This window comes from Actinomycetospora atypica (assembly GCF_042653685.1).
In the GTDB taxonomy this organism is placed as follows: Bacteria; Actinomycetota; Actinomycetes; order Mycobacteriales; family Pseudonocardiaceae; genus Actinomycetospora; species Actinomycetospora atypica.
In genome coordinates, this window is the sequence record NZ_JBHSIV010000040.1 from 11,100 (window position 1) to 35,797 (window position 24,698).

Below are 24,698 nucleotides of genomic sequence, written 5' to 3' on the forward strand. Positions count from 1 at the left end.
GGACGTCAGCCGGCGGCGGCGAGCACCGCGCGGCCGGTGAGCACCCTGGCGAGGTGCTCGCGGTAGTCCGAGCCGGCGTCGGCGTCCGACGTGGGGCTGGTGCCCTCGGCGGCGGCCTGCGCGGCGGCGCGGACCGTCTCCTCACTCATCGTCTGCCCGACGAGCGCCGACTCCACACCCCGGGCGCGGACCGGCGTGCCCGCCATGTTGGTCAGGCCGATGCGGGCGTCGGTGATGGTGCCGCCCTCGACCTTGACCGCGGCGGCCACCGCGACGATGGACCAGGCCTGCGCGACGCGGTTGAACTTCTCGTACCGCGCGCCCCAGCCCGTGAACTTCGGGAAGCGGATCGCGGTGAGGATCTCCCCGGGGCCGATGGCCGTCGTGAAGTAGTCCTCGAAGAAGTCGGCCGCCCCCACGCGACGCTCGCCGTTCTCGCCCTGGATGACGAGCTCGGCGTCGAGCGCGAGCGTGGGCGCCGCGAGGTCGCCCGCCGGGTCGGCGTGCGCCAGGGCGCCGCCGAGGGTCCCGCGGTGGCGGACCTGGAAGTCCGCGACCGTCTTCGTGGCCTCGCTGATCAGCTTCACGTGCTGGTTCAGCAGGTCGTCGCGGGTGACGTCGTGGTGGGTCGTCATGGCGCCGACCACGATCTGGTCGCCGTCCTCGCGCACCCCGCGGAGCTCGGGGATGCCGCCGAGGTCGACGACGAGCGACGGGTCACCCATGCGCAGCCGCAGGACGGGGATGAAGCTCTGGCCACCGGCCATGATCTTCGCGTCGTCACCGCCCTCGCGGAGCGCCGTGACGGCCTCCTCGACCGTCGTCGGCCGGACGTAGTCGAACGATGCCGGGATCACAGGTGCCCTCCCTGGGTGTCGCCGCGCGAGATGTCGCCGGCCGTGGAACCGAGGCCGGCGCCGGGCGAGGCGACGTCCGCCTCGTCGGAGCGACCGGCGGTCCCCGTGGACGAGTTGATCGCCGTCCACACGCGGTACGGCGTGGTCGGCATGTCGATGTCCTTGACCCCGTACTGGCGCACGGCGTCGAGGACGGCGTTCACCACGGCGGGGGTGGAGGCGATCGTGCCGGCCTCGCCCACGCCCTTCGAGCCCAACGGGTTGGTCGTCGAGGGCGTCGTGGTGTTCGCGGTGTCGAAGTGGATCAGGTCGGCCGCCGAGGGCAGCGTGTAGTCGACCAGCGTGCCCGAGAGCAGCGTCCCGGACTCGTCGTACGCGGCCTCCTCGAACAGCGCCTGGGCGATGCCCTGCGCCAGGCCGCCGTGGATCTGGCCCTCGACGATCAGCGGGTTGATCACCGTGCCGACGTCGTCCACGCAGACGTACTTGTGCAGCTGCACGAAGCCCGTCTCGGTGTCGACCTCGACCGCGCACAGGTGCGTGCCGTGCGGGTAGGAGAAGTTCTCCGGGTCGAACGTGGCGTGCGCGTCGATGTCGGGCTCGACGCCCTCGGGCATGTCGTGGGCGGCGAACACGGCCAGGGCCACGTCCGCGATGCCCACGCCCTTGTCGGTGCCCTTGACCGCGAAGCGGCCGGCGGTGAACTCGAGGTCGTCCTCGGAGGCCTCGAGCATGTGCGCCGCGATCGGACGGGCCTTCTCGACGACCTTCTCGGCCGCCTTGACCATGGCGACGCCACCGACGACCAGCGAGCGCGAGCCGTAGGTGTCGAGGCCCCGGTAGGACGACTGGGTGTCGCCGTGGAGGATCTCGACGTCGTCGAAGGGGATGCCGAGCTTGTCCGCGATGATCTGCGAGAACGCGGTCTCGTGGCCCTGGCCGTGGGCGCTGACGCCGACGACGACCTCGGCCTTGCCGGTGGGCAGCATCCGGATGGACGCGGTCTCCCAGCCGCCGGCGCCGTAGTCGAGCGAGCCGAGCACGCGGGACGGGGCGAGGCCGCACATCTCGGTGAAGGTCGAGATGCCGATGCCGAGCTGCTTGACGTCACCGCGGTCGCGGCGCTCCTGCTGCTCGCGACGCAGGCCGTCGTAGTCGAACATCGACATGGCCTTGTCGGTGGCCGCCTCGTAGTTGCCCGTGTCGTAGGTCAGCGTGCTGACCGTGGTGAACGGGAACTCCTCGTGCTGGATCCAGTTCTTCTTGCGGAACTCCATCGGCTCCATGCCGAGCTCGAGCGCGACCTCGTCCATCATCCGCTCGATGCCGAAGGTGGCCTCCGGCCGGCCGGCGCCGCGGTAGGCGTCGGTGAGCGTCTTGGTGGTGAAGACGTTGGTGCAGTCGAACCGGTAGGCCGGGATCTTGTAGATCGCGTTGAACATGAACGCGCCCAGGATCGGGACACCCGGGCCGACGAGCCCGAGGTAGGCGCCCATGTCGGCCAGGAGCTTGACGTCCAGGCCGGTGATCTTCCCGTCCTTGGTCACGCTGACGGTCAGGTCCTGGATCTGGTCCCGGCCGTGGTGCGCGGTGAGCAGGGACTCCGAGCGGGTCTCGGTCCACTTCACCGGCTTGCCCAGCTTCTGGGCCACCAGCAGCGTCATGACCTCCTCCGGCGCCACGGCGATCTTGCCGCCGAAGCCGCCGCCCACGTCGGGGGCGATGACGCGGAGCTTGTGCTCGGGGAGCCCGAGGGTCAGCGCCAGCATCGTCTTGAGGATGTGCGGCACCTGGGTGGAGGACCACATGACCAGCTGCTCGCCGGACGGGTCGACCACCGTGGAGCGCGGCTCCATGAAGACCGGCACGAGGCGCTGCTGGCGGAAGCGGCGCTTCACGACGATCTGGTCCGAGTCGGACTCGGCCTTCGAGATCGCCTCGGTGGCCGACCCGCCCGAGCCGGCCTCGCCCGAGTCGAACACCCACTGGGCGTTCTCGTTGGTGCCGAGCTCCGGGTGGACGAGGGTGGCGCCCTCCTTGAGGGCCTCCTCCATGTCCAGCACCGGCTCGAGCTCGGTGTAGTCGACCTCGACGAGCTCGGCCGCGTCCTTGGCGATCGCCGCGGTGCGCGCGACGACGACGGCGACGCCCTCGCCGGCGAAGTTCACCCGCGAGCCGGCCAGGGCCGGGCGCTGCGGGGACTTCATGTCCTTGGTGATCGGCCACGCGCAGGGCAGCTGCACGGCGTCGGCACCCAGGTCGGCGGCGGTGTAGACCGCGACGACGCCCGGGACCTGCTTGGCGGCGCTCGTGTCGATGCTGCCGACCTCGGCGTGCGCGAACGGGCTGCGCACCACGGAGACGTGCAGGAGACCGGTGAGGGACTGGTTGTCCACCCAGCGGGTCCGCCCGGTGATCAGGCGGCGGTCCTCCTTGCGGCGGCGGTCGCGCCCGATCTCCGGGGCCGCGGTCGCGGGGTTCTCGGTGGTGGTCATCAGGCACCTCCCCCGGCGACCGACGACGTGGCGGTCTGCGACGCGCCGGCGCCCGGCTTCATCTTCTGCGCCGCGTCCTGGATCGCGGCCACGATGTTCTGGTAGCCGGTGCAGCGGCAGAGGTTGCCCTCGATGCCCTCGCGGACCTCGTGCTCGCTGGGGTCGGGGTTGTCCCCGAGCAGGTCGATCGACTGCATGATCATGCCCGGCGTGCAGTAGCCGCACTGCAGGGCGTGGTTGTCGTGGAACGCCTGCTGCACCGGGTGCAGCTGGCCGTCACGCTCGAGGCCCTCGATGGTGAGGACCTCGCTGCCGTTGGCCTGGACGGCCAGCACGGAGCAGGACTTCACCGAGAGACCGTCGAGGTGCACGGTGCAGGCACCGCAGTTGCTGGTGTCGCAGCCGATCACCGTGCCGGTCTTGCCCAGGCGTTCCCTCAGGTACTGCACGAGCAGCATGCGGGGCTCGACGTCGTCCTCGTAGGTGAGGCCGTCGACGGTGGTCCGGATGCGTGCCATGGATTCACTCCTCACACAAGCCCCCGCCCGCTGGCGCGGGAGATCCGGGAGCGAGCACGTCGTGGTGGTGGTGGTGGTGTCCGCCGGAGCGGCCGAGAACGATCCGGCCGCGCACGACGCCGCCGTCACGCCCGTCAGCGTGTCAGCCGCCACATCACACCCCCGTGATCGCTTAGACGCAACGCCCGGCCGGGGGTGGCACGCCGCCCCTCCGACCGCTACCGCCGTCCGTTGGGCGGATCATTCCGACGATGCGGGCTCCCGGGCCGTCCCTGCTCCGCAGGTGCGCCGTGTCGGCGCCCGAAGTGACTCGTCGGCAAACATTCACCGGCTGAAGTCCGGCGGTCCGGGCAGCGGACGTACCTGCCCGATCGGAGAGGTGTGTCCACATCCCGATCTCACGGCGGCTCCGCCGGGGTGCCAGCGATGGCACATCGCTGACACCGGACGTCAGTCAGGCGCCACGCTCGGCGCGGCCGACCCGCTCGCGGGCCCACCGGTGGTACATCGGCGCCAGCTGCGGCACCCCGAGCAACGTCGCCGCCCGGTGCCGCTCGTGGTGGAAGATCGTGAACACCTCGGCGAGGGTGACCCCGTGCCCGGGCCGCTCGAGCACCTCGAGCGCGTCGCCGGCCGTGACGTGCCCGGTGCGCACCACCCGCAGGTACGCCCCCGGGCGCACCGCGGCGACGAAGCGGCGGGGCATCGTCGGGTCGCCGGAGTGCAGGCCGAGCTTGAAGCACGGGATGCGCGGCTGGGACACCTCGAACTCCGCGGTGCCGATCCGCCACCGCTCCCCCACCACCGCGTCCCGCAGGTCGACCCCCGCGGTCGTCAGGTTCTGCCCGAACGTCTGCCGGTCGACGGCACGGCCGAGCTCGGCGGCCCACCAGGAGACGTCCTCGTCGGCGTAGGCGTAGACGGCCTTGTCGGGCCCGCCGTGGTTCTCGAGGTCGGCCTGCCGGTCGCCCTCGAGGTTCTCCGGGTGCACCGCGACCGGGCCCTCGACGACGTGCTTCGCGCTGGCGGTGAGCGTGCGCCGGTCGCGTGGCCCGTCGATCTCGACGGGGCGCCCCACGGCGACGGCGAGGACGTCAGGCATCGGGTCCCTTCCCGGAGAGGTCCGGCAGCAGCGGCGCGAGGGTGCGGTGCCGCCACGCGCCCCACCACAGGCCGGCCCCGTAGGCGACGTCGTCGGCGCGGTGGGCGGCGAGGTGCGCGAGCGCGTCGAGCGGGCCGGCCCCGGGGTCGCGGAACCGGAGCCAGTCGGCCAGCCCCTCGGCGACGGCGGCGAGGAGCAGGGCGCGGCGCACCCGCCGGCTCACGATCGCACCGAGTGCGGCCGCGGGCCACCAGTGCCGGGTCAGCGCACCCGCGGCCTGCCACAGGGCGCCGCCGAGTCCCCAGGGCGCGAGGACGGCGGCGAGCGGCGCGGGCCCCGTCAGGGTGTCAGCGATGGCACGTCGCTGACGCTGGATGTCAGCGATGTGCCATCGCTGACGCCACACCGCCCACGGCTCCCCCGGCTTCCGCAGCCCCCGCGCCAGCCGGGCCGTCGCGACCAGGGTCACCACGCCCGCCGCGGCCGTCGACCACCGCCGCTGGACCCCGAGCAGCGTCACCGCGCCCGCCGTCCACGGCGCGAGCGCGACCGGGGGCACGCGTCGCGGGTGCTGCCGGGCCAGGGGCGCCGCGCCCGTGCCGTAGAACGCCTTGCGGCCCAGCCACGCCCGGACCGCCGCCCGGTGCTCGTGGGCCACGCGCGCGGCCGGCTCGTAGCGCAGCCGCCAGCCGGCCGCGGCGATCCGCCAGACGAGGTCGACGTCCTCGGCCACCGGCATGTCCTCGCGGAACCCGTCGCCGAACGCCTCGCGCCGCACGACGAGCGCCGCGCTGGGCACGTAGGCCACCCGCGAGCGGGCCGTCACCGGGGCCGGCCGTTCTCCCAGGTCGAGCGAGGAGCGCCGCCGCTCGTAGCGCGTCACAGCGTTCTCCGGCCCGCCGTGCGACCACGCCGCGATCCGCGGGGCGACCACCCCGACCGCCGGGTCGCCGAGGTGCCCCAGCAGCGTCTCCAGCCACCCCTGCTCCGGCACGACGTCGGAGTCGAGGAACGCGATCACGGGCGCCGCGCCGGCCCGGGCACCGGTGTTGCGCCCGGCCGACGGCCCCCGGCTCGTCCGGTGCCGGACGACCCGCCCCCCGTGGCGTTCGACGACCGCTTCCGTGGCGGCGGGGTCGGCCGAGCCGTCGTCGACCACGACGATCCCCACGCCCGGCGCGGTCGCGCGCACGGCCGCGAGCAGGCGGTCGAGCTCGTCGGTGCGGTCCTTCACCGGCACGACGACGGTGACGTCGGCCGGTCCGGGCGCGTCGACCGGGGAGGGCACGGGGTGCGCCACCCCGGCGTCGGAGAGCAGCCGGGCGAGGGCCGCGGTGGTCGCGTCGGCAACGACGAGCTCGGGCCCGACGAGGTGGCGGCGCGCGGCCGCGGAGAGCCGCAGCACCCGCGGCGGGGAGCCCCCGATCCACGTCGCCCCGCCGTCGACGCGCCACGTGCGGGGGTCGGGGCGGACGGTCCAGCCGTCGGGCAACCGTGGGGTCGTCATGGCGAGGCGGGAGTCTAGGTGCGCGCCGGAGCGATCGACGGTTCCGGACGATCGCCCGGGGCGCCGCTAGGGTGGTGACATGGCCGCCGAGCAGCCACCCCTGAAGGACATGCGGGCGGGTGACGCCGACCGCGAGGCCGTCGCCCGGGTCCTGCACGAGGCCCACGGGGAGGGCCGCCTCGACCTCTCCGAGGTCGACGAGCGCCTCGCGACGGTCTACGCCTCGCGCACCTACGGCGAGCTCGAGACCGTCGTCGTCGACCTGCCCGGGGTCCGGCTGCCCTGGACCTCCACGTCCTCGACCGCCGAGGTCGTCCCGGCGTCCGAGGTCCCGCCGCTGACGCTGAACGCGTCGATGGCCACCGAGAAGCGGGTGGGGGTCTGGGAGGTGCCGCCGCGGATCGTCGCGGTGACGTCGATGTCGGACGTGAAGCTCGACTTCCGCGAGGCCGTCTGCCCGCACGACCGCGTGCACATCGAGGTCCACGGCAGCATGGGCTCGCTGGTGCTGATCGTCCCCGACGACTGGTCGGTCGACACCGACGGCGTCTCCAGCAGCTGGGGCAGCGTGAAGAACCGCCACAGCGCCCCCGCGGCACCCGGCCGCCCGACGATCGTCGTGACGGGGAAGGCCGGCATGGGCACGGTCAAGACCCGCGGGCCCTACTTCTACGAGTAGAGCGCCCCGACGACCGTCACCCGCAGCTGCTCGCGCAGCTCTCCGTCGCGGGCGGTGGGATCGAGCACGTGGGCGGTGCACACGCGCCGCAGCGAGCGCTCGAGCGCGGCCGCGCGGTCGTCGGGAAGGTCCGGGCGCATCCGCCGCACCGACCGCACCATCCCGACGAGCTCCGTGGTCATCGCCTCGCTCAGCGCGCCCTGCAGGACGTCGACACCGAGCTGGCCGGCGGCGTCGACCGACGGGCGGACCCAGCGGTCGACGGCCCCGGAGAACCCGTCGAGGGCGCGGGACACGAGCTGGACCGGGTCGGACTCGGCGAGGTGGCCCCAGGTCGCGGTGAAGTCGGCGCAGGCGCGCCCGAGGTTCTCCGGGGCGAGGCCGTAGAGCAGCAGCGCGCGCTTGGAGTCGAAGCGGTGGTAGAGCCCGCCGACCGACAGGCCCGCGGCCCGGGCGGCGCGGGCCATCGTCAGGCGCCGGGCGCCGTCGTCGGGGATCAGCGGGGCGACCGCCTCGAAGATCTCCCGGCGGCGCAGCACGACGTCGTCGGCCGGGCGCCCGGGTTTCCCGAACGCGCGGGGCACTTCCTCCCCGGAACCCGCCGCGGGCTCGCTCCCGAGGAGCGGCACCGCCGACGCTGCCTGAGACACACGGGCAGTTTTCGGGACGGAGGACACGGATGTCCAGCAGGGACGACCTGGCGGTGGTGCGGCGCCTCTACGCGGGGTTCGCGGCGCGCGACACGGCGGCGATCGGGGCGGTGCTGCACCCCGAGGTGCGGGTGTACCAGGCGGGCGAGCTCCCCTGGGCCGGGACCTACGAGGGCCCGGCGGGGGTGCAGGCGTTCCTCGGTGCCCTGCTCGGCCACGTCGACCCGGAGGTCGAGGTCGTCGACCTGTTCGCCGCGGGCGACGCGGTGGTGCAGGTCGGGCGGTCGCGGGGCCGGGCGCACGCGACGGGCCGGACCTTCGACGCGTCCGAGGTCCACGTGTTCCGCGTGCGCGACGGGCTCGTCGTGCGGTTCGAGGCGTTCGTCGACGTCGCGGAGTTCCGCCGGGCGCTCGAGCCGGTCAGCCCAGCCGCCCGTGCCCGGTGACGGTCCAGTCGGCGATCGCGTCGCGCAGGGCCGCCGCCAGCACCGCGACCGTCTCGGCGCCCTCGCCGGCACTCGCGCCCGCGGGGTCGCCGAGCACGCCGTTGGGGCTGACGTCGCGCACCGACCCGGCCCGGATGGCCGGCATCAGCTCGGCCAGCGGGGCGGTGTTGCCGGGCTCGGCGAGGTCGGGCCGCACGTCGTCGGGCGCGAGCGCGAGCATCAGCGACGTCTCGTGCCGTCCCGCGTGCAGGTCGGCGCCCGGCAGCCCGCAGGAGTGCCAGGCGACGTCGCGTCCCTCGTGACGGAGCAGCGTCACCGCGCTGACCAGGGCGGGGACGTTGCCGCCGTGGCCGTTGACGAAGCAGAGCCGCCGGGCCCAGCGGCAGGCCGACCGGCCGGTCTCCACCAGCACCGCGGCCAGAGTCTCGGTGCCGATCGAGACCGTGCCCGGGAAGCCCTCGTGCTCACCGGAGGCGCCGAACGCGATCGGCGGGGTCACGGGCAGCCCGAGGCGCCCGGCGACGGTCGTCGCGACGGTGGTGTCGGTGCCGAGCGGCAGGTGCGGGCCGTGCTGCTCGATCGCCCCGACGGGCACGAGCAGCAGATCGATCCCGTCGCAGTCTGCGGAGCGGGCGCTGCTGATCTGCACGGTCGCCGACCCTGTCAGATCGCCCGGGCCGCGTCCGTGCCCTCCCGGATCGCGGCCGCGGCGTCGCGCGGGGCGAGGACGTCGCCGACCCGGACGCCCGGTACGTCGATCTCGGCCGGCACCCGGGGTCCGGCGTGCACCACGACGTCGGCGTCGAGGGGTTCGAGCGTGCCCGTCGGGTGGTGCAGGACCTGCCCGTCGAGCAGCACCCGGTCGGTCCGCAGGACTATGCCGAGCGCGGCCGCGCGGCGGCGCCACCGCTCGCGCTCGAGCAGCGGCCCGAGCCCCTCCGCGGCGACCATCCCGGAGGTCATCAGCGTGACCCGGGCCCCGCGCTGCGCGAGCAGCTCGGCCACGCTCGGCGCCGCGGGCCCGCCGTCCTCGTCGACGACGAGCACCCGCCCGGTCGGCGTGGCCGCGCCGGTGAGCACGTCGGTGACGTCGACGGTGCCGGCGGGCGGAGCGGGGCGGGCGCCGGTGGCGACGATCGTGTGCGAAGCCTGTGAGCACTTTCCGGGGCCATAGGCCCGGAAAGTGCTCACGTGGCGGAGCCACACCTGCACGCCCGCCTGCTTGCACCGGTGGGCCAGGTCGGCGACGAGGTGCGCGAGCTCGCGGCGCTCGGGGGCCGCCGCGGCGTGGGCGAGCTGCCCGCCGAGCCGGTCGGAGCGCTCCACCAGGTGCACCTCGTGCCCGCGCTCGGCCGCCTCCGCCGCGGCGGCCAACCCGGCCGGTCCGCCGCCGATCACGAGGACCGTCCGGCGTCGGACGATCAGCGGCACCGGGAGCAGCACTTCCCGCCCGGCGTCCGGGTTCACCACGCAGCCGAGCCGGCGGTTCAGCCCGACCGCCGCGATGCACTCCTGGTTGCAGCCGATGCAGCGCCGCACCCGCTCCCCGGCGAGCGCCTTCGCGGCGAACCCGGGGTCGGCGATCTGCCCGCGCACCACCCCGACGAGGTCGCACGCGCCGGAGCTCACGGCGTGTCGAGCCTGGTCGGGGGTGGTGTAGCGCCCGACCCCGATCACCGGGACCCGTCCGCTCACGGCCGCCCGCACCGCGTCCGGCACACCCTCGGCGTAGCCCGCCGGGACACCCATCGGCGGCTCGATCAGCGGCAGGGTCGCCGTCGCGACGCCCACCGCGGTGTTGAGCACGTCGACGTCGTCGACGATCTCCGCGGCCACCCGCGCCGCGTCGGCGGCGGTCAGCCCGCCGGGCAGGCCCTCGTCGCCCTGCAGCCGGACCCCGACGATGCCGTCGCCGACCTCGGCGCGCACCGCCGCGAGCACCCGGCGCAGGAAGGCGACGCCGTCGCGGCCGTCGTTCGTCAGCGGGGAGAGGAACTGGCGCACCAGCGAGGCCTGCGAGCCCTGGATCTCCACCCCGTCGAACCCGCCGGCGACGCAGTGCCGGGCGACGAGCGCGAACCCCGCGACGATCCGCGCGATGCCGGTCTCGTCGAGCGCGACGGGGACCTCGCGGAACATCGGGTCGGGGACCGCGGTGGGCGCCTCGACCGGGCGCCGGGAGTACAGCGACGACGACTGCGCCCCGTTGTGCCCGATCTGGGCCAGGACGAGTGCGCCGTGCGCGTGCACGGCGTCGGTGATCGCCCGGTAGCGCCCGACGACGGCCGGGTCGGTGCCGCGGACCGCCTTCTCGTAGGGGCGGTCGTCGGGGTCGGCCGACTGCTCCTCGACGATCACGAGCCCGGCGCCCCCGGCGGCCCGCGCGGCGTAGTAGGCGGCGTGCTGCGCGCTCGGGAGCCCCGCGTCCGCGGCGTTGGTCAGGTGCGCGGGGAAGACGATCCGGTTCCGGACGGTCCTCGTGCCGATTCGGACCGGGTCACCCAGCACGCAGCAGCTCCCGCGCCGCGCGGCGGCCCTCGCGGATCGCGTCCGCGACCGTCCGCGGGGCCAGGGCGTCCCCGAGGCGCGTCCCCGTCGCCGACCCGGGGAGCCGCGGCCCGGCGTCGACGAGCGTGCCCGCGACTGTCCGGCGCACCCCGGTGACGACGTCCTGCGCCACCACGTGGTCGGCGTGCACCGCCACGACGCGGTGCTCGAGCACGCGCTCGACCCCCGCCCGCTGCAGCCGGACGTTCGCGTCGACGAGGTCGCCGGTGCGGGCGAGCAGCTTGCCCGCGACCGGGTCGCCGGTCACGAGGGCGACGGGGCGGTGCGGCGCCAGGTGCTCGGCGAGCGCGACCGCGGCCCCGTCACCGAGCGGGTCGTCGATCACGACCGGTCCCTCGGGAAGGGCGAGCCCCTGCACGACGGCGGCGATCGGCAGGCCGGCGCGGTCGGCGTCGCGGCCGCCGGTGGCGACGAGGACGGGACCCGGGGCATCGTCGGGAAGGGCTCCGAGCTGCACGGACACGCCGAGGCGCAGGACCTCGTCGACGAGGTGGTCGGCGAGGAGGGCGAAGCGCTCGCGCCCGGGGAGCGTCGCGATCGCCCGCAGGAGCCCGCCGGGCTCGGCGGCGCGCTCGACGAGGCGCACCGCGCGGCCGCCGAGTGCGAGGGTCCGCGCGGCCTCCAGCCCGGCCGGTCCCGCCCCGAGGACGGTCACCTCCGGTGTCCGCACTGCGGCCATGCTGACACTGGACGTCACAACCGCCGCCGCCACGGCCGGCTCCCCCACGTCCGGCTCCCCCACGTCCGGCTCCCCCACGTCCGGCTCCCCCACGTCCGGCTCCACGGTGCAGCCCACCCGCGGGTTGCGGACGTCCCGGGCCCGGCACTCCTGGTTGGTCAGCACGCACGGCCGCGGCGCGCGCCCGGCCCGGACCTTCCCGACGAGGCCCGGGTCGGCCAGCTGCGCGCGGGTCATCTCGACGAGGTCGGCGGTCCCGTCGGTCAGGGCGCGCTCGGCCTGCCGGGGGTCGACCACGCTGCCCGCGAGCACCACCGCCGCCCGCCCGTCGACCGCCGCCCGCACGTTGGCGCACTCCGCGGCCAGGAACCCCGGCGCGGTGTGGCCGTCGGGCCTCGTCGCACCCACCGACATCGCCGACCCGCGGACCGGGACGACGTGGTCGACCAGGTCGGCGACGCGCTCCACCGTCGTCAGGGCCTCGGGCAGCGTGATCCCCGCCCAGGGCGCGAGCTCGTCGACCGTGAGCCGCAGCCCCACCCACGCCTCGGGCACCGCGGCGCGGACGGCGGTGAGCACCTCGACGAGCAGCAGCGCGCGGTCCTCGCCGTACGCGTCGCCGCGGTGGTTGGTGAGACCCGAGCAGAACTGGCGCAGGAGCGAGTGCTGCCCCGCGTTCACCTCGACGCCGCCGCACCCGGCGTCGACGGCCGCGCGGGCGCTCGTCGCGAAGGCCCCGACCAGCCCGCCGATCTCCGCGACGGACAGCGGACGCGGGACGGTGCGGGTCGCCGGGTCGGGGACGGCCGACGGGGCCCGCAGGAGCTCGCGGGAGGTCGACTGCGAGCCGGCGTGGCCGAGCCCGGCGAGCACGAGCGTGCCGTGCGGCGCGCACGCCGCGGCGATCGCGGCCCAGCCGTCGACGCAGGTCGGGGCCAGCGGCGCGTACTCGTGGGGACGGTCGCCGGGGGTCACCGACGCGATCTCGGTGACGACGATCCCCGCGCCGCCCGCGGCCCGGGCGCGGAGGTGCTCGACGTCGCCGGGCCCGAACGACCGCGACGTCGCCAGGTTCGTCACGTGCGGCCCGAACAGCACCCGCGACGGCAGCGTGCGGCCGCCGAGCACGGTCGGGTCCGTCAGCACCTCGTCCTCCCCCGTACGCACGAGAGCCCGGTCCCCCTCGGGAGAGGGGGACCGGGCCGTCGTCGAATCACCCCGGCGCCCCGGATCGGGGCCACGGCACCGGGGGAGCCTGCTAGTTCACCCTGATGCCGGCCGGGAGCCGGCGACCCTCCTCGGCGAGGGGGTCGGGGTCGCACGCCTTGTCGGGCCGGCGGACCGAGAGGGTCAGCGGCACCGGCTCGCTCTTCGACCGCGGGCTCTTCTTGTGCGAGTGGTCGAGCGAGGGCTTGGGGATGACCGTGTCCATCTCCAGCTTCGCCAGCGCCACCTCGCCGTTGCCGAGGACGCACTCCGGGTCGGGTCCGTCGAGCGGCAGGCCGGTGAAGAACTTCGCCGCCATGCAGCCGCCCTGGCAGGCGTCGTAGTGCGAGCACTTGGTGCACGCCCCACCCGACTGCGGCCCGCGCAGCTCGGCGAACAGCTCGGAGTCCTGCCAGACGGTCTGGAACCCGCCCTCGGAGCGGACGTTGCCGGCGAGGAACTGGTCGTGGATCGCGAACGGGCAGGCGTAGACGTCGCCGACCGGGTCGATCAGGCACACCACGCGCCCGGCGCCGCAGAGGTTGAGGCCCGGCAGCTCCTGGCCGTAGGCCGAGAGGTGGAAGAACGAGTCGCCGGTCAGGACGTCCTCGCCGTGCGCGACCAGCCAGTCGTAGAGCTGCTTCTGCTGCGCCTGGGTGGGGTGCAGCTCGTCCCACGTGTCGGCGCCGCGCCCGCTCGGCCGCAGCCGCGTGATGCGCAGCTGGGCGCCGTAGCGGTCGGCGATCTCCTTGAACGCGTCGAGCTGGTCGACGTTCTGCCGCGTCATGACGACGCTGATCTTGAACGCGCCGAAGCCGGCCTCGTGGAGGTTCTCCATGGCGCGGATCGCGGTGTCGTAGGACCCCGGCCCGCGGACGTGGTCGTTGACCTCCGCCGTCGCGCCGTCGAGGGAGATCTGGACGTCGACGTAGTCGGTCTTCGCCAGCTGCTCCGCCCGGGCCTTGTCGAGCTTGACGCCGTTGGTGGAGAACTTGACGCCGACGTCGTGGGCGATCGCGTAGTCCAGCAGCTCCCAGAAGTCGCTGCGCACGGTCGGCTCACCGCCGCCGATGTTGACGTAGAAGACCTGCATGCGCTGGAGCTCGTCGATAACGGCCTTGGCCTCGTCCGTCGACAGCTCGTTCGGGTCGCGCCGCCCGGAGCTGGACAGGCAGTGGACGCAGGACAGGTTGCACGCGTAGGTGAGCTCCCAGGTCAGGCAGATCGGGGAGTTCAGGCCGTGGGTGAAGTGCTCGACGAGCTTCATGTGGTGGCTCCCTACCGGGGCTTGATCGTGCCCGACTGCGCCAGCCCGGCGAGGGCCCGCAGGTACTGGTCGCGGTCCGCGTCGTCGATGCCGGCGGCGGCGAGCGCGCCGTGGACGTCGTCGTGGTCGCCGAGGGCCTGGACGACGTGGACGAGCGGCCGGGTCTTCAGGAAGGACAGACGCCGGGTGTGGAAGTCGTAGACGAGGGCGCCGAACGACTCCGGCCGCACCGAGACCGACTCCGAGAGCCGGTGGGGGCGGGCGGGATCGAAGGCGCCGACCGAGGACGCCGCAGCGTCCTCGATCGGTGCCGCGGTCATCAGTAGACGCCGCACATGCCGTCGATCGAGACCTCCTCGACGAGGGTCTCCTCGACGAGCGGGGTCTCCTGGTCGGTCTTCGGCTCCGCCATGGCGAACCTCCTGGGTTGGGCGACCTCGGGCGAGGAGGACGCTACGTGGCACTCGGTGCCATTCCCACGACCGCGAGGACGGGCCGACGCCGACCGATCGGGCAGGGCGTGACCGCCGTCTCGTTTGCTACGCGCGAGGAGGTGCGTCCCTCGATGGGGGACACTCCTCGTCGTGACGTCTGCCACTCGCACCCTGCGGGCCCGCCGTCTCGAGGCGGTCGCGCTGGAGCTGTTCACCGTGCGGGGCTTCGACGCGGTCACGGTCGACGACCTCGCCGCGGCCGGCGGCGTCGGGCGCCGCACGTTCTTCCGGTACTTCCCGACGAAGCTCGACGTCGTCCTCGGGCAGCTCGACGACGCCCTGGCCGGCCTGGTCTCCGCGCTCGCCGCGGTGCCCGAGGACGTCGACCCGGTGACCGCCGCGCGACGGGCATTCCTCGAGGTCAACGCCTACGCACCCGCCGACGTCCCGGTGCTGCTGCGCCGCCTCGCGCTGATCGAGACGGTGCCGGAGGTGGCCGCGCGGGCCGCCGTCCGCTACGAGGCGTGGGAGCGCACCGTCGCCGCCGACGCCGCCCGCCGCTGGCGGTGCCCGGTCGCGGGGCTGCGTCCGCAGGTGTTCGCCCGCGTGGTCGTCGCCGCCATGCGCGGCGTGTTCACGGTGTGGCTGAGCACCCCGGGCGCCGACGCGGGCACGCTCGGCGCGCTGGTGGAGGAGGCGTTCGACGACCTCGGGCGCGGCTTCGGATGATCGCCCCATGACTCCCCCGTCGGTGGACCCGACCTCCCTCATCGACGTCGACGCGTCGTCGGCCGTCGCGCCCTACGAGCAGGTCCGGGCGTCGGTGACCGCGCTCGTCCGCTCGGGGCAGCTGCCCGCGCACACCCGCCTGCCGGCCGTGCGCCGTCTGGCCGTCGACCTCGGGCTCGCCGCGAACACCGTCGCGCGGGCCTACCGCGAGCTCGAGGCGGCGGGCGTGGTGGAGACCCGCGGTCGGCTGGGGACGTTCGTGGTGGAGTCCGAGGACCGTCCCGACGAGGCCCGGGAGGCGGCCCGGGCGTTCGCCGCGCGGATGCGGGAGCTCGGGGTGCCGCCGGAGCGGGCGCTCGACCTGGCCAGAGGTGCCCTTCGGGCCGGTGAGCAGTAATCCGTGCCCCGGCACGGATTACTGCTCACAGGTGCTCACCACGGCACCTCGGTGCGGTCCTCCCACAGCCGCCCGGTCAGCGGCGGGTCGTTCAGCGTCGCCGAGCGCCCGGCGAGCCACAGGGCCGTGTCCGCGCCCTCCTCGATCGAGCGCGGCGCGTCGGGGCCGCCCATGTCGGTGCGGCAGTGCCCCGGGCAGGTGGCGTCGACGAGCACGCCCTTGCGGCCCATCCCGAGCTCGTGGGCCAGGTTGCGGGTGAGCGCGTTCAGGCCGGCCTTCGCCACCCGGTAGGGCGCGAGGCCCCCGGCGGTCCCCGGTCCGCTCATCCGCCCCAGGCACGCCGACACGTTGACCACCCGGCCGAAGCGCCGCGCGGCCATGCCCGGCACGAACGCCTGCACCAGCGCGAACGGCGCGTCGAGGTCGACGGCCCGGACGTCGCGCCAGTCGGCCAGCGAGATCTCCAGCGTCTTCGAGCGCCGTGCGCTCATCACCGCCGCCGCGTTGACCAGGACGTCCACGTCGCCGACGTCGGCCACCGCGGCGGCGATCCCGTCGACGTCGGCGAGGTCGAGCGGGAGGGCCCGTACGCCCTCGGGCACCGCCGACCCGGGCCGCGCGATCCCCACCACGTCGGCGCCCGCCGCGACGAGGCCGGCCGCGATCTCCCGACCCAGGCCGCGACTCGCGCCGGTGACCACCGCGGTGCGTCCGGAGAGGTCGGTGGTGTCCATCCCGGCGAGTTCCCGACGAGGTCCGGACGAACCCTCCCCGCTGTCGCCAACCTGTGGCACCTGCACGGGAGGACGAGCGCCGCACGAAGGGCAGCACCCGAAACCCTCCGAAGGTTCAGGTGATCGCCCCGCTCCGTGAACGGGATCACGGTCCAGCACTTACCCGTGACCTGGCACACGCCTAGCGTCCGCGCCGGACGACAGACTCCGCTCCCACGCGGGTCCGCCCGACGACGAGAGGATCCACATGCAGGTCGACGAGCTGCTCAAGCCGTTCCCGATCAAGGAGTTCCACCCCTTCCCGCGGGCACTGCTCGGGCCCGGCTCGCACGAGCTCATCGGTCCCGAGGCCCTCAAGATGGGCTTCAAGAAGACGCTGATCATGACCTCGGGCCTGCGCGGCACCGACATCGTGCACAAGATCAGCGAGTCCATGAAGTGGCACGGCATCGAGACGGTCATCTACGACCAGGTCGAGTCGAACCCCAAGGACTACAACGTCATGGACGCGGTGAAGCTGTACCAGGAGAACACCTGTGACAGCTTCGTCTCCATCGGCGGCGGCTCGAGCCACGACGCCTGCAAGGGCGCCCGTATCTCGGTGGCGCACGACGGCCGCAACGTCAACGAGTTCGAGGGCTTCAACCAGTCCGAGAACCCGAAGAACCCGCCGCACATCGCGGTCTCGACGACGGCCGGCACCGGCTCCGAGACCTCCTGGGCCTACGTCATCACCGACACGACGACGGACCCCAACAACCCCCACAAGTACGTCGCGTTCGACGACAACTCGGTGGCCACGCTGGCCATCGACGACCCGGTGCTCTACTTCGACTGCCCGATCGACTTCACCGCCCAGTGCGGCTTCGACGTCCTCGCGCACGCCAGTGAGCCCTACGTCTCGCGCCTGAACTTCGAGCCGAGCCTCGGCAACGCCCTGCGCGCCATCGAGCTCACCGCGGAGAACCTCCGGGCCGCGGTGTGGAACGGCCAGGACCTCCCGGGCCGCGAGGGCATGATGTACGCGCAGTACATCGCCGCCCAGGCGTTCAACTCCGGTGGCCTCGGGATCATCCACTCGATCTCGCACGCGGTGTCGGCCTTCTACGACACCCACCACGGCCTGAACAACGCCATCGCGCTCCCCCGCGTGTGGGCGTTCAACATGCCGGTCGCCTACAAGCGCTTCGCGAAGATCGCGACGGCCATGGGCGTGGACACCACGCACATGACCGACGTCCAGGCCGCGGAGGCCGCGCTCGCCGCCTCCATCCGCCTGCTCCGCGACGTGGGCATCCCGGAGAAGTTCACCGACGTCACCCAGGACTCGTACTCGAAGAACCGTCTGGGCCAGGGCCCGACGAAGTTCTACGAGAACGAGAAGACCATCACGGGCAACGACGCCGACGTGGACCGCATCACCAACCACGTCCTCGGCGACGCCTGCACCCCGGGCAACCCGAAGGAGTGCACCTTCACCACGGTGCGCCCCGTGGTCGACCACTGCCTCAACGGCGACCTGGACGACCTGCTCAGCTGAGCAGTACCCGGTGCCCGGTGGGACTCTCAGGGTCCCGCCGGGCACCGGCGCGTCACCCCCGTACCGCACGACCGCCGGAAGGACCACCGCGTGACCAGCACGTCCGAGCAGCCCGCGACCGATTCGAGCGGCCCCTTCTCCTCCGTCGACGACGTCGTCGAGGCGCTCTCGGCCCAGGGCTACATCGCCGACCGGCGCCTGGCCACCACCGTCTTCCTGCTCACGCGGCTGGAGAAGCCGCTCCTGCTCGAGGGACCCGCCGGGGTCGGCAAGACCGAGCTGGCGAAGATGCTCGCGGCCGCGACCGGCCGGCGGTTCCTGCGCCTGCAGTGCTACGAGGGCCAGGACGAGACCAAGGCCCTCTACGAGTGGGACTACGGCAAGCAGCTGCTCTACACCCAGATCCTGCGGGAGAAGATCGGGCAGGTCGTCGAGGACGCCCCCGACATCCCCACCGCCGTCGACCGCATCGGCGCCCAGGACTCGGTGTTCTTCTCCGAGCGCTTCCTCGCGGCGCGCCCGCTGCTGCAGGCGATCCGCTCCGAGGAGCCGGTGGTCCTGCTGATCGACGAGGTCGACCGCGCGGACGAGGCCCTCGAGGCGGTGCTGCTCGAGACCCTCGGCGAGTTCCAGATCTCGGTCCCCGAGGTGGGCACGTTCGTCGCGGACGACAAGCCCTACGTGATCCTGACGAGCAACAACACCCGCGACCTGGCGGCCGCCCTCAAGCGGCGCTGCCTGCACCTGTTCCTCGACTACCCCACGGCCGAGCGCGAGCTCGAGATCGTCCGCTCCAAGGACACGGGACTGCCCGAGGCCACGGCGCGGGAGCTCGTCGAGGTCGTCCGCGGGCTGCGCGAGCTCGAGCTGCGCAAGGCGCCGTCGATCTCGGAGACGATCGACTGGGCACGCACGCTCGCGGTGCTCGGGATCGACGAACTGAACGCGCAGGTCCTCGCCGACACCGTCAGCGTCGTCGTGAAGTACGACAAGGACGTGACCAAGGCGCTCAACGCGCTGCCCGGCCTCGTCGACCCCAACGCGACGATCGACGACGCCCACGGGCACGGCCATGGCCACGGGCACGGCCACGACGGCGACCACAGCCACACCCCCTCCGGCAACGACGCCCCGAGCAACGGCCGCTCGGCCGGCCCGGCGCCGGCCGTCCTCGACGATCCCGACGACGGCCCGGACGGCCGGGCGATCCGCGCGGCGAAGGACCGGGAGGGCCGGCACGCCGGCACCTACGGCGCCCCCGGGCGGGACGCCCAGGAGGCCGCGCGCCGCGCCGAGGAGCTCGGGGTCAAGCCCCGGCCGGTGAGCCCCTCGCAGGGCAGCCGCTCGTTCGGACTCGGCAAGAAGCGCGCCCTCTAGGACCTCCACGCCGGGGCGAACGGCACTCTCGCTCGCCGAGAAGCAGCGAACGTGCCGTTCGCTCCGGCCGGGTCCGGCCCAGCAGGAAGGAGGCCTCGATGGAGGCCACGATCCACCGCTTCGTGCGGCTCCTGCGCATCCGCCAGGTCCGGGTCTCCACCTCGGAGGTCCTCGACGCGATGCGCTGCGCCCGCGAGCCCGGCGTGCTCGCCGACCGCCCGACGCTCAAGGCCGCGCTGCAGGTCTCGCTGGTCAAGGACATCCGCGACCAGGCGACGTTCGACGAGATCTTCGACGCGTTCTTCGCGCTGGTGAAGATCGGGAAGTCGGAGACCGGCCACGGTCACGGGCACGGCCACGAGGACCTCACCGACGACGGGACCCTGGAGAACTTCACGATCTCCGAGGAGCCGTCGGAGACCCCGGAGCAGGGCCACGACCACGGCAAGCCGGTCGACATCAAGCAGTACTTCGATCCCGACGACATGGCCCAGCAGTACAACCTGCACCAGGAGGCCAACAAGATCGACCTCGCGGCGATGACCGACGAGATCGTCTTCTCCAAGGACGGCGCCACCGACCAGACGAACACCGGCGAGAAGGTCCAGATCGAGACCGACCGGCTGCACGGCGGCGGACTCCCCGGTGACATCGCGACGGCGTCGGGCACGAAGGTCGACGCCGACCTCAACGTCGCCCAGCAGGAGGCCCTGCTCGGGTGGCTGCAGGGCGTCGAGGACGGCATCGACACCGAGGGCGACGAGACCGACGCGATGGCGCTGCGCCGCCGGCTCGCCGGGATGCTCGAGAACCTCCCGGCGGCCATCAAGGCCCACCTCGAGCGGCTCATGGAGATCGAGCAGCGGGTCATCGACGGCGGGCACGCCGACGAGGACGCCCGGCGAGCCGAGGTCGACCGCGCCCAGGAGCACGAGCGCCAGCAGCTCGAGGACTCGCTGCGCCGGCTCGCGAAGACCCTCCACGGCGCGCTGACCCACCGCCGTCGGCAGTCCCCGCGCGGCCGCATCGACGCCGGTCGGACGATGCGGCGCAACATGCGCTTCGACGGCATCCCGTTCACCCCGGTGACCGTGAGCCGCACCGAGGACAAGCCGCGGCTGGTGATCCTCGCCGACGTGTCGCTGTCGGTCCGCGCCACCGCCCGGTTCACCCTGCACCTGGTCCACGGGCTGCAGGACATGTTCGGGCAGGTGCGCTCGTTCGCGTTCGTCGGCGAGCTGGTCGAGGTCACCGACCTCTTCTCCGACCACACGGTCGAGGACGCGCTCGGGCTGATCTTCGGCGGCGACATGCTCGACGTCGACGCGAACTCGAACTACGGCGAGGCCTTCGGGACCTTCCTCGAGGACCACGCCTCGGCGGTCAACCGGCGCTCCACGGTGATCGTCCTGGGCGACGGGCGGGGCAACGGCAACGACCCGAACATCGAGGCGTTCGCCGAGATCTCACGCCGGGCCCGGGAGACGATCTGGCTGACCCCGGAGCCCCGCTACTCCTGGGGCCTGGGCGCCTGCGACCTGCCGCGGTACGCGGAGTTCGTCGACCGCATCCGCGTCGTGCGGGACCTCACCGGGCTCTCGGAGGTCAGCCACGACATGGCCGCGGAGATGATCGGGCGTTGAGGTGACGACGACGCCATGACGCTGACCCCGCCGGCCGCCGGCACCGCGCGCATCGACCCCCTCGCCCCGGCGCACCCCGGCCGGTGGGAGAACGGCCCGGTCGTGGTCTGCCACCGCGACCGGGCGGCCGTCCCCGTCCGGCTGGTGGAGGCCCGCACCCCCGACCTCGTCACCGACCACTTCGAGGTGCACCGCCCCGGCGGCCGGCTGCTCGTGCTGCACCGCTTCCGGCCCGACGAGCTCGACGACGACGTCTCGACGGTGGTCGCCGCCGAGCTGGGCGCCGTGGTCGACTCGGCGCCGCTGTTCGAGCGGGTGGTGACCGGGATCGTGCGCTCCACCGTGGGCGACCCGCTGACGGCGTGGTCGACCTTCTACGCCAACTCGCTCGCGGTGCTGCGCCACCCGGGCTCCGCGCCCGTCGCCGGGCCGCCCGAGGCGTCGCTCGCCGGCTTCGCCCCGGTGCACGCCCGGGCGCTCGACGAGGTCGTCGGCAGCACCGTCGCCGACCTCGGCTCCTGCTTCGGGTTCCTGCCGCTGCTCATGACCGAGCGCGGGCTCGACGTGGTCGCGACCGACCACACGGTGGGCACCATGACCCTGCTCGCGGCCGTGGCCCGGGGCGGGGCGGTCCCCGCGGCCCGCGACCGGCTGCGCACCCTCGCCTGCGACGCCCGCGCCGTCCCGCTGGCCGACGACGCGGTCGACACCGTCACCGCGATCCACCTGCTCGAGCACCTGCCGGCGAGCGAGTCCGCCGCGGTCGTCGACGAGGCGGTGCGCGTGGCCCGCCGGCGCGTGGTGGTGGCGGTGCCCTACGAGGAGGTGCCCGACCCGGTGTACGGGCACCTGCGCCGCTTCACCGCCGACGACCTCGTCGGGCTCGGCGAGCGGGCGGGCGTGCCGTACCGGGTGTCCGACGACCACGGGGGCTGGCTGGTGCTCCGCCCGTGAGCACTTTCCGGGGCTATGGCCCCGGAAAGTGCTCACGAGTACTCACATGGGACAGCCCTGGCCCCGCGCCGCCTGGACCGGGTCCATCCGGAACATCGGGCCGGTGTCGGTCGGCTCGTCGTAGTAGCGGTGGAACACCGGGGTGAGGCCGCCCGAGATCGGGGGGACGATCCAGCTCCAGTCGACCGGGCACTTGCGCCCGGACTGCTCCTCGCGCTCGAGGTGGCGCAGGAAGCGCGCCGACTCGCCGTGGTGGTCGGCCATGGACACGCCGGCGACGTCGAAGGAGTGCTGCACGGCGAGGGTGAGCTCCACCGCGGCCCGGTCGCGCCACATCGTGCGGTCGTTCGAGGTGTCGAGGCCCATCTTCCCGGCGACCTCGGCGAGCATGTCGTAGCGCTCGGCGTCGGCGAGGTTGCGGGCCCCGATCTCGGTGGCCATGTACCAGCCGTTGAACGGCGCGGCCGGGTAGGACACCCCGCCGATGTCGAGGCGCATGTTGCTGATGACCGGCAGGGCGTGCCAGCGCAGCCCGAGGTCGGCGAACCAGCGGTGGTCGGGGTGCTCGAGGTCGACCTCGAGGACCTTCTCCGGCGGGATCTCGTAGATCTGCGGCCCCTGGGCGGCGAAGGAGCCGCCGCCGGAGACCACGAGGGGCAGCACGTCGAAGCGGCCCATCGGCGACGGCGGCACCCAGCCGAGGGTGCGGGCGTGGTCGGTGAACCCGACGTAGCGCGGGTCGCCGAGCACCCGGCCGCCGGTGCGGTAGCCGGCGTAGCGGATCAGCTGCTCGTTCCACACGCGCGGGCCCGGCGAGGTGGGGGTGTCGGGCGCGAAGACGGTGATCGTCGAGCGGATGCGGCCGCGGCGCGTGGCCTCGTCGACGTGGCCCACGCACTCGGCGGCGACCTCGTCGGGCGCGACGACGTGGCGGCGGTCGCGCAGGTGCAGGCTGCGCCAGTAGAGCCGCCCGATGCAGCGCGCGGACTGACGCCACGCCACGCGGGCGCCGAAGGTGAGCTCGGCGGAGGTGTGGACGTAGGTCCCGGTGCGGGCGATCTCGTCGCGCACCTCGGCCAGGCGCTCCTCGAACGAGGCCGCGCGCGCGGCGACCCCCTTCACGGCCGTGGCCCCGGGCTCCTCGGCCTCGGTGTGGAAGAGGCGCAGGAACTCCTCGGCCTCGGCCGGGTCGACCGGCGCGACGACGGGCGCCGCCGGAGCGGGCTCGGCCACCGGCTGAGGCCGCGGCCGGGGCCGCTCGGCGGCGGTGGCCACGGTCGGGGCGGCGAGGGTCGGCGCGGCGACCGCGTCCACCGGCGCTCCGGCGACCGGGGCGACCAGCGGCGTCGTCGGGACCCCCGCATCGGCACGTCCGCGCGACTCGGGGACGGTGACGTCGGCTCCCGTCGCGGGTGGGGCGGCGACCGCCGGGGTCCCGTTCACCGGCGTCGCCGGACCTGCGGCCGCGTCCTCGGCCGTGGTCCCGACGACGGCCATCGTGGCCATCCCGCGCGCCATGCCACCTCCGTGTGCTCACAGGTCCTGCTGTCGATGACGACCGCCCGGCGATGCCGCCGACGACCCGAGCCGGACCCCCGCGCGCCCGCTCTTCCATCCTCACCCGCCGGACCCACGAGCGGATCTAGCCGTTCGGACCCAAATCTTCAGCTCTTCGGGGTGTCACGATCGACTGTTCGGCGCAATCGTGATCCACCCCGGGTACGTCGACACCTCGCCGTGACCAGTAACGGTCGACCACTGTAGGGGGTCCCCCGCCACTGGGGAGAGGGAGGCACGCTCTCACGGAGCGTCACTCGTCCGTGCGGTCCGTGACGGGTGGACCCCCGCCGACCCCGTCCCCTCTGGCACCCTCACCGGCGACCGGCAGTAATCGTCCCGCCGACCGAGCGTGACGATCCGACGGCGGGAGGACGTGGCGTGAGCCGACGCAGGAGCAGCGCGGGCACCGCCCGGCGGGACCGTCGCGTGCGCCCGGCCGAGCTGCGCGAGCGCGCCGACGAGATGGCGGCCCTGCTCGACGAGGCCGCGCCCCGGGCCCGGCGGACCCGCCGCCGGCGCTCGCTCGCCGTCCCCGCCGCGGTGGCCGCCTTCGGCGCCCTGTCCGTCGGCGGCGTGGGCCTCGCCCTCGGCCTCACCCCCACCGGGACCGAGGGCCAGCTGCCCGCCAGCCCCTCCCCCGCTCTCGCCGACCCCGCCTCCCCCCTGGTCCCGACGACGAGCGACGAGACCGTCGAGCCCACCGCGGCCGACCTCGACCCCGCGGTGGCGGGCGAGGACCTCATCCGGCCCGACGACCGCGTCCGGGCCGGGATCGCCGCCCGTCCCTCGTCGGGGCGGGCCCCGACCTCGACGACGACCCCCCGGGCCACGACCACCACCCGCACCGCCCGGCCCCCGAGGACGACCTCGACGCCGCGCACCACCACCGGGCGCCCCACGGTCACGCGGTCGGCCACCCCGCGCTCCACCGCGCCGGACACCGACGACGACCGCCCCACCTCCACCGCGAGGGCCCGTCCGGTCGCGGAGCGTTCGACCCTGCCGACCACCGCCGATCCCGACCTCGAGCCGTCGACCCTCGTCGGGGAGGAGACCCCCGAGCCGTCCGACGACTGAGCGGTCGGGTTCCGACGACGGATGACACGCCGATCGACTCGTCGCCCGATGGTGGCCCGCGTCATCACCACTCACCGGTCGTGGTCGTACGCTGACCGCACATCCCGCCACCCAGGACGACCGGGCACGAACGCGGAGTAGCGTCGCGTCCTAGTGCCCACCGCTAGGGTGGCCCGGCGGGGGGCGAGCGAGTCATCGCGAGATGAGGAGTCGACCGGCGTGACGGCAGCGAGGAACAACGGTCCGGACGCGGGGCGTCACGGTTCCGCCGGACCTGAG

General features: G+C 74.0%; 23 protein-coding genes. 9 read left to right on the forward strand and 14 right to left on the reverse strand.

Features of this window, described 5'->3' with window-relative positions; genetic code table 11:
• Positions 1–5: 5 nt before the first annotated feature.
• The 5 genes from ACFPBZ_RS25355 to mftF all read right to left on the reverse strand — a co-directional run bounded on the left by ACFPBZ_RS25355 (position 6) and on the right by mftF (position 6,479).
• The gene (locus ACFPBZ_RS25355; RefSeq protein WP_378038898.1) at positions 6–857 is read right to left on the reverse strand and encodes an FAD binding domain-containing protein; all 852 of its coding nucleotides are present in this window, start codon (positions 855–857) and stop codon (positions 6–8) included.
• Positions 854–3,352: a xanthine dehydrogenase family protein molybdopterin-binding subunit gene (locus tag ACFPBZ_RS25360; protein ID WP_378038899.1), complete on the reverse strand. Its 2,499-nt coding sequence runs from the start codon at positions 3,350–3,352 to the stop codon at positions 854–856. The genes ACFPBZ_RS25355 and ACFPBZ_RS25360 overlap by 4 nt, the downstream gene beginning before the upstream one ends.
• Positions 3,352–3,870 carry a (2Fe-2S)-binding protein gene (locus ACFPBZ_RS25365; RefSeq protein WP_378038900.1) on the reverse strand — a complete coding sequence of 173 codons (519 nt, stop codon included), beginning with the start codon at positions 3,868–3,870 and terminating at the stop codon, positions 3,352–3,354. The genes ACFPBZ_RS25360 and ACFPBZ_RS25365 overlap by 1 nt, the downstream gene beginning before the upstream one ends.
• Positions 3,871–4,324: 454 nt before the next feature.
• Entirely contained in the window at positions 4,325–4,972 is a 648-nt protein-coding gene (locus ACFPBZ_RS25370; protein ID WP_378038901.1) for an MOSC domain-containing protein, read from the reverse strand.
• Complete coding sequence (mftF, locus tag ACFPBZ_RS25375) at positions 4,965–6,479, reverse strand: mycofactocin biosynthesis glycosyltransferase MftF (RefSeq protein WP_378038902.1); 1,515 nt, start codon at positions 6,477–6,479, stop codon at positions 4,965–4,967. The genes ACFPBZ_RS25370 and mftF overlap by 8 nt, the downstream gene beginning before the upstream one ends.
• Positions 6,480–6,558: 79 nt before the next feature.
• Between mftF and ACFPBZ_RS25380 the strand changes: the two genes are divergently transcribed.
• Positions 6,559–7,158, forward strand: a complete 600-nt coding sequence (locus ACFPBZ_RS25380; RefSeq protein ID WP_378038903.1) for a DUF1707 SHOCT-like domain-containing protein — start codon at positions 6,559–6,561, stop codon at positions 7,156–7,158.
• Here the strand turns inward: ACFPBZ_RS25380 and ACFPBZ_RS25385 are convergent.
• Complete coding sequence (locus ACFPBZ_RS25385) at positions 7,149–7,742, reverse strand: TetR/AcrR family transcriptional regulator (RefSeq protein WP_378038904.1); 594 nt, start codon at positions 7,740–7,742, stop codon at positions 7,149–7,151. The two genes, ACFPBZ_RS25380 and ACFPBZ_RS25385, sit on opposite strands and share 10 nt — an antisense overlap.
• 95 nt (positions 7,743–7,837) lie before the next feature.
• On the opposite strand from ACFPBZ_RS25385, the gene ACFPBZ_RS25390 reads away from it, so the two are divergent.
• Positions 7,838–8,254, forward strand: a complete 417-nt coding sequence (locus ACFPBZ_RS25390) for a nuclear transport factor 2 family protein (protein ID WP_378038905.1) — start codon at positions 7,838–7,840, stop codon at positions 8,252–8,254.
• Here ACFPBZ_RS25390 and mftE read toward each other — a convergent pair.
• The 6 genes from mftE to mftA form a co-directional block, all read right to left on the reverse strand.
• Positions 8,229–8,903: a mycofactocin biosynthesis peptidyl-dipeptidase MftE gene (mftE, locus tag ACFPBZ_RS25395; RefSeq protein WP_378038906.1), complete on the reverse strand. Its 675-nt coding sequence runs from the start codon at positions 8,901–8,903 to the stop codon at positions 8,229–8,231. The two genes, ACFPBZ_RS25390 and mftE, sit on opposite strands and share 26 nt — an antisense overlap.
• A gap of 14 nt (positions 8,904–8,917) precedes the next feature.
• Positions 8,918–10,762, reverse strand: coding sequence for an FAD-dependent oxidoreductase (locus tag ACFPBZ_RS25400; protein WP_378038907.1), 1,845 nt, complete (start codon positions 10,760–10,762; stop codon positions 8,918–8,920).
• Positions 10,752–12,647 carry an oxidoreductase gene (locus ACFPBZ_RS25405; protein ID WP_378038908.1) on the reverse strand — a complete coding sequence of 632 codons (1,896 nt, stop codon included), beginning with the start codon at positions 12,645–12,647 and terminating at the stop codon, positions 10,752–10,754. The genes ACFPBZ_RS25400 and ACFPBZ_RS25405 overlap by 11 nt, the downstream gene beginning before the upstream one ends.
• Before the next feature lie 112 nt (positions 12,648–12,759).
• On the reverse strand, positions 12,760–13,974 hold the full coding sequence (gene mftC, locus ACFPBZ_RS25410; RefSeq protein WP_378038909.1) for a mycofactocin radical SAM maturase: 1,215 nt from the start codon (positions 13,972–13,974) through the stop codon (positions 12,760–12,762).
• An 11-nt stretch (positions 13,975–13,985) separates the two neighbouring features.
• Positions 13,986–14,294, reverse strand: coding sequence for a mycofactocin biosynthesis chaperone MftB (mftB, locus tag ACFPBZ_RS25415; RefSeq protein WP_378038910.1), 309 nt, complete (start codon positions 14,292–14,294; stop codon positions 13,986–13,988).
• Positions 14,294–14,386, reverse strand: coding sequence for a mycofactocin precursor MftA (mftA, locus tag ACFPBZ_RS25420; RefSeq protein WP_378038911.1), 93 nt, complete (start codon positions 14,384–14,386; stop codon positions 14,294–14,296). The genes mftB and mftA overlap by 1 nt, the downstream gene beginning before the upstream one ends.
• Positions 14,387–14,558: 172 nt before the next feature.
• On the opposite strand from mftA, the gene ACFPBZ_RS25425 reads away from it, so the two are divergent.
• Positions 14,559–15,137: an acyl-CoA-like ligand-binding transcription factor gene (locus ACFPBZ_RS25425; protein WP_378038912.1), complete on the forward strand. Its 579-nt coding sequence runs from the start codon at positions 14,559–14,561 to the stop codon at positions 15,135–15,137.
• 7 nt (positions 15,138–15,144) lie between these two features.
• On the forward strand, positions 15,145–15,534 hold the full coding sequence (locus tag ACFPBZ_RS25430; RefSeq protein ID WP_378038913.1) for a GntR family transcriptional regulator: 390 nt from the start codon (positions 15,145–15,147) through the stop codon (positions 15,532–15,534).
• A gap of 35 nt (positions 15,535–15,569) precedes the next feature.
• On the opposite strand, the gene ACFPBZ_RS25435 is transcribed toward ACFPBZ_RS25430, so the two are convergent.
• Entirely contained in the window at positions 15,570–16,268 is a 699-nt protein-coding gene (locus tag ACFPBZ_RS25435) for an SDR family NAD(P)-dependent oxidoreductase (RefSeq protein ID WP_378038914.1), read from the reverse strand.
• A gap of 247 nt (positions 16,269–16,515) precedes the next feature.
• On the opposite strand from ACFPBZ_RS25435, the gene mdo reads away from it, so the two are divergent.
• The 4 genes from mdo to mftM all read left to right on the forward strand — a co-directional run bounded on the left by mdo (position 16,516) and on the right by mftM (position 21,782).
• Positions 16,516–17,808: an NDMA-dependent methanol dehydrogenase gene (gene mdo / locus ACFPBZ_RS25440; RefSeq protein WP_378038915.1), complete on the forward strand. Its 1,293-nt coding sequence runs from the start codon at positions 16,516–16,518 to the stop codon at positions 17,806–17,808.
• 90 nt (positions 17,809–17,898) lie between these two features.
• The gene (locus tag ACFPBZ_RS25445) at positions 17,899–19,185 is read left to right on the forward strand and encodes an AAA family ATPase (protein ID WP_378038916.1); all 1,287 of its coding nucleotides are present in this window, start codon (positions 17,899–17,901) and stop codon (positions 19,183–19,185) included.
• 98 nt (positions 19,186–19,283) lie between these two features.
• A complete protein-coding gene (locus tag ACFPBZ_RS25450; protein ID WP_378038917.1) occupies positions 19,284–20,828 on the forward strand; it encodes a VWA domain-containing protein in 1,545 nt (514 codons plus the stop codon).
• 15 nt (positions 20,829–20,843) lie between these two features.
• Positions 20,844–21,782, forward strand: a complete 939-nt coding sequence (gene mftM / locus ACFPBZ_RS25455) for a mycofactocin oligosaccharide methyltransferase MftM (protein WP_378038918.1) — start codon at positions 20,844–20,846, stop codon at positions 21,780–21,782.
• A gap of 42 nt (positions 21,783–21,824) precedes the next feature.
• Here mftM and ACFPBZ_RS25460 read toward each other — a convergent pair whose 3' ends face one another.
• The gene (locus ACFPBZ_RS25460; protein ID WP_378038919.1) at positions 21,825–23,300 is read right to left on the reverse strand and encodes a nitric oxide synthase oxygenase; all 1,476 of its coding nucleotides are present in this window, start codon (positions 23,298–23,300) and stop codon (positions 21,825–21,827) included.
• 420 nt (positions 23,301–23,720) lie between these two features.
• Here ACFPBZ_RS25460 and ACFPBZ_RS25465 point away from each other — a divergent pair, with 420 nt between their 5' ends.
• Positions 23,721–24,419, forward strand: a complete 699-nt coding sequence (locus tag ACFPBZ_RS25465; RefSeq protein ID WP_378038920.1) for a hypothetical protein — start codon at positions 23,721–23,723, stop codon at positions 24,417–24,419.
• The last annotated feature ends 279 nt before the right edge of the window (positions 24,420–24,698 follow it).

Coding starts and splice junctions, on each gene's coding strand:
- ACFPBZ_RS25360 (WP_378038899.1), bottom strand. CDS start 3,352: ATGACCACCACCGAGAACCCCGCGACCGCGGCCCCGGAGATCGGGCGC.
- ACFPBZ_RS25365 (WP_378038900.1), bottom strand. CDS start 3,870: ATGGCACGCATCCGGACCACCGTCGACGGCCTCACCTACGAGGACGAC.
- ACFPBZ_RS25370 (WP_378038901.1), bottom strand. CDS start 4,972: ATGCCTGACGTCCTCGCCGTCGCCGTGGGGCGCCCCGTCGAGATCGAC.
- mftF (WP_378038902.1), bottom strand. CDS start 6,479: ATGACGACCCCACGGTTGCCCGACGGCTGGACCGTCCGCCCCGACCCC.
- ACFPBZ_RS25380 (WP_378038903.1), top strand. CDS start 6,559: ATGGCCGCCGAGCAGCCACCCCTGAAGGACATGCGGGCGGGTGACGCC.
- ACFPBZ_RS25390 (WP_378038905.1), top strand. CDS start 7,838: ATGTCCAGCAGGGACGACCTGGCGGTGGTGCGGCGCCTCTACGCGGGG.
- mftC (WP_378038909.1), bottom strand. CDS start 13,974: ATGAAGCTCGTCGAGCACTTCACCCACGGCCTGAACTCCCCGATCTGC.
- mftB (WP_378038910.1), bottom strand. CDS start 14,294: ATGACCGCGGCACCGATCGAGGACGCTGCGGCGTCCTCGGTCGGCGCC.
- mftA (WP_378038911.1), bottom strand. CDS start 14,386: ATGGCGGAGCCGAAGACCGACCAGGAGACCCCGCTCGTCGAGGAGACC.
- ACFPBZ_RS25430 (WP_378038913.1), top strand. CDS start 15,145: ATGACTCCCCCGTCGGTGGACCCGACCTCCCTCATCGACGTCGACGCG.
- ACFPBZ_RS25435 (WP_378038914.1), bottom strand. CDS start 16,268: ATGGACACCACCGACCTCTCCGGACGCACCGCGGTGGTCACCGGCGCG.
- mdo (WP_378038915.1), top strand. CDS start 16,516: ATGCAGGTCGACGAGCTGCTCAAGCCGTTCCCGATCAAGGAGTTCCAC.
- ACFPBZ_RS25450 (WP_378038917.1), top strand. CDS start 19,284: ATGGAGGCCACGATCCACCGCTTCGTGCGGCTCCTGCGCATCCGCCAG.
- mftM (WP_378038918.1), top strand. CDS start 20,844: ATGACGCTGACCCCGCCGGCCGCCGGCACCGCGCGCATCGACCCCCTC.
- ACFPBZ_RS25460 (WP_378038919.1), bottom strand. CDS start 23,300: ATGGCGCGCGGGATGGCCACGATGGCCGTCGTCGGGACCACGGCCGAG.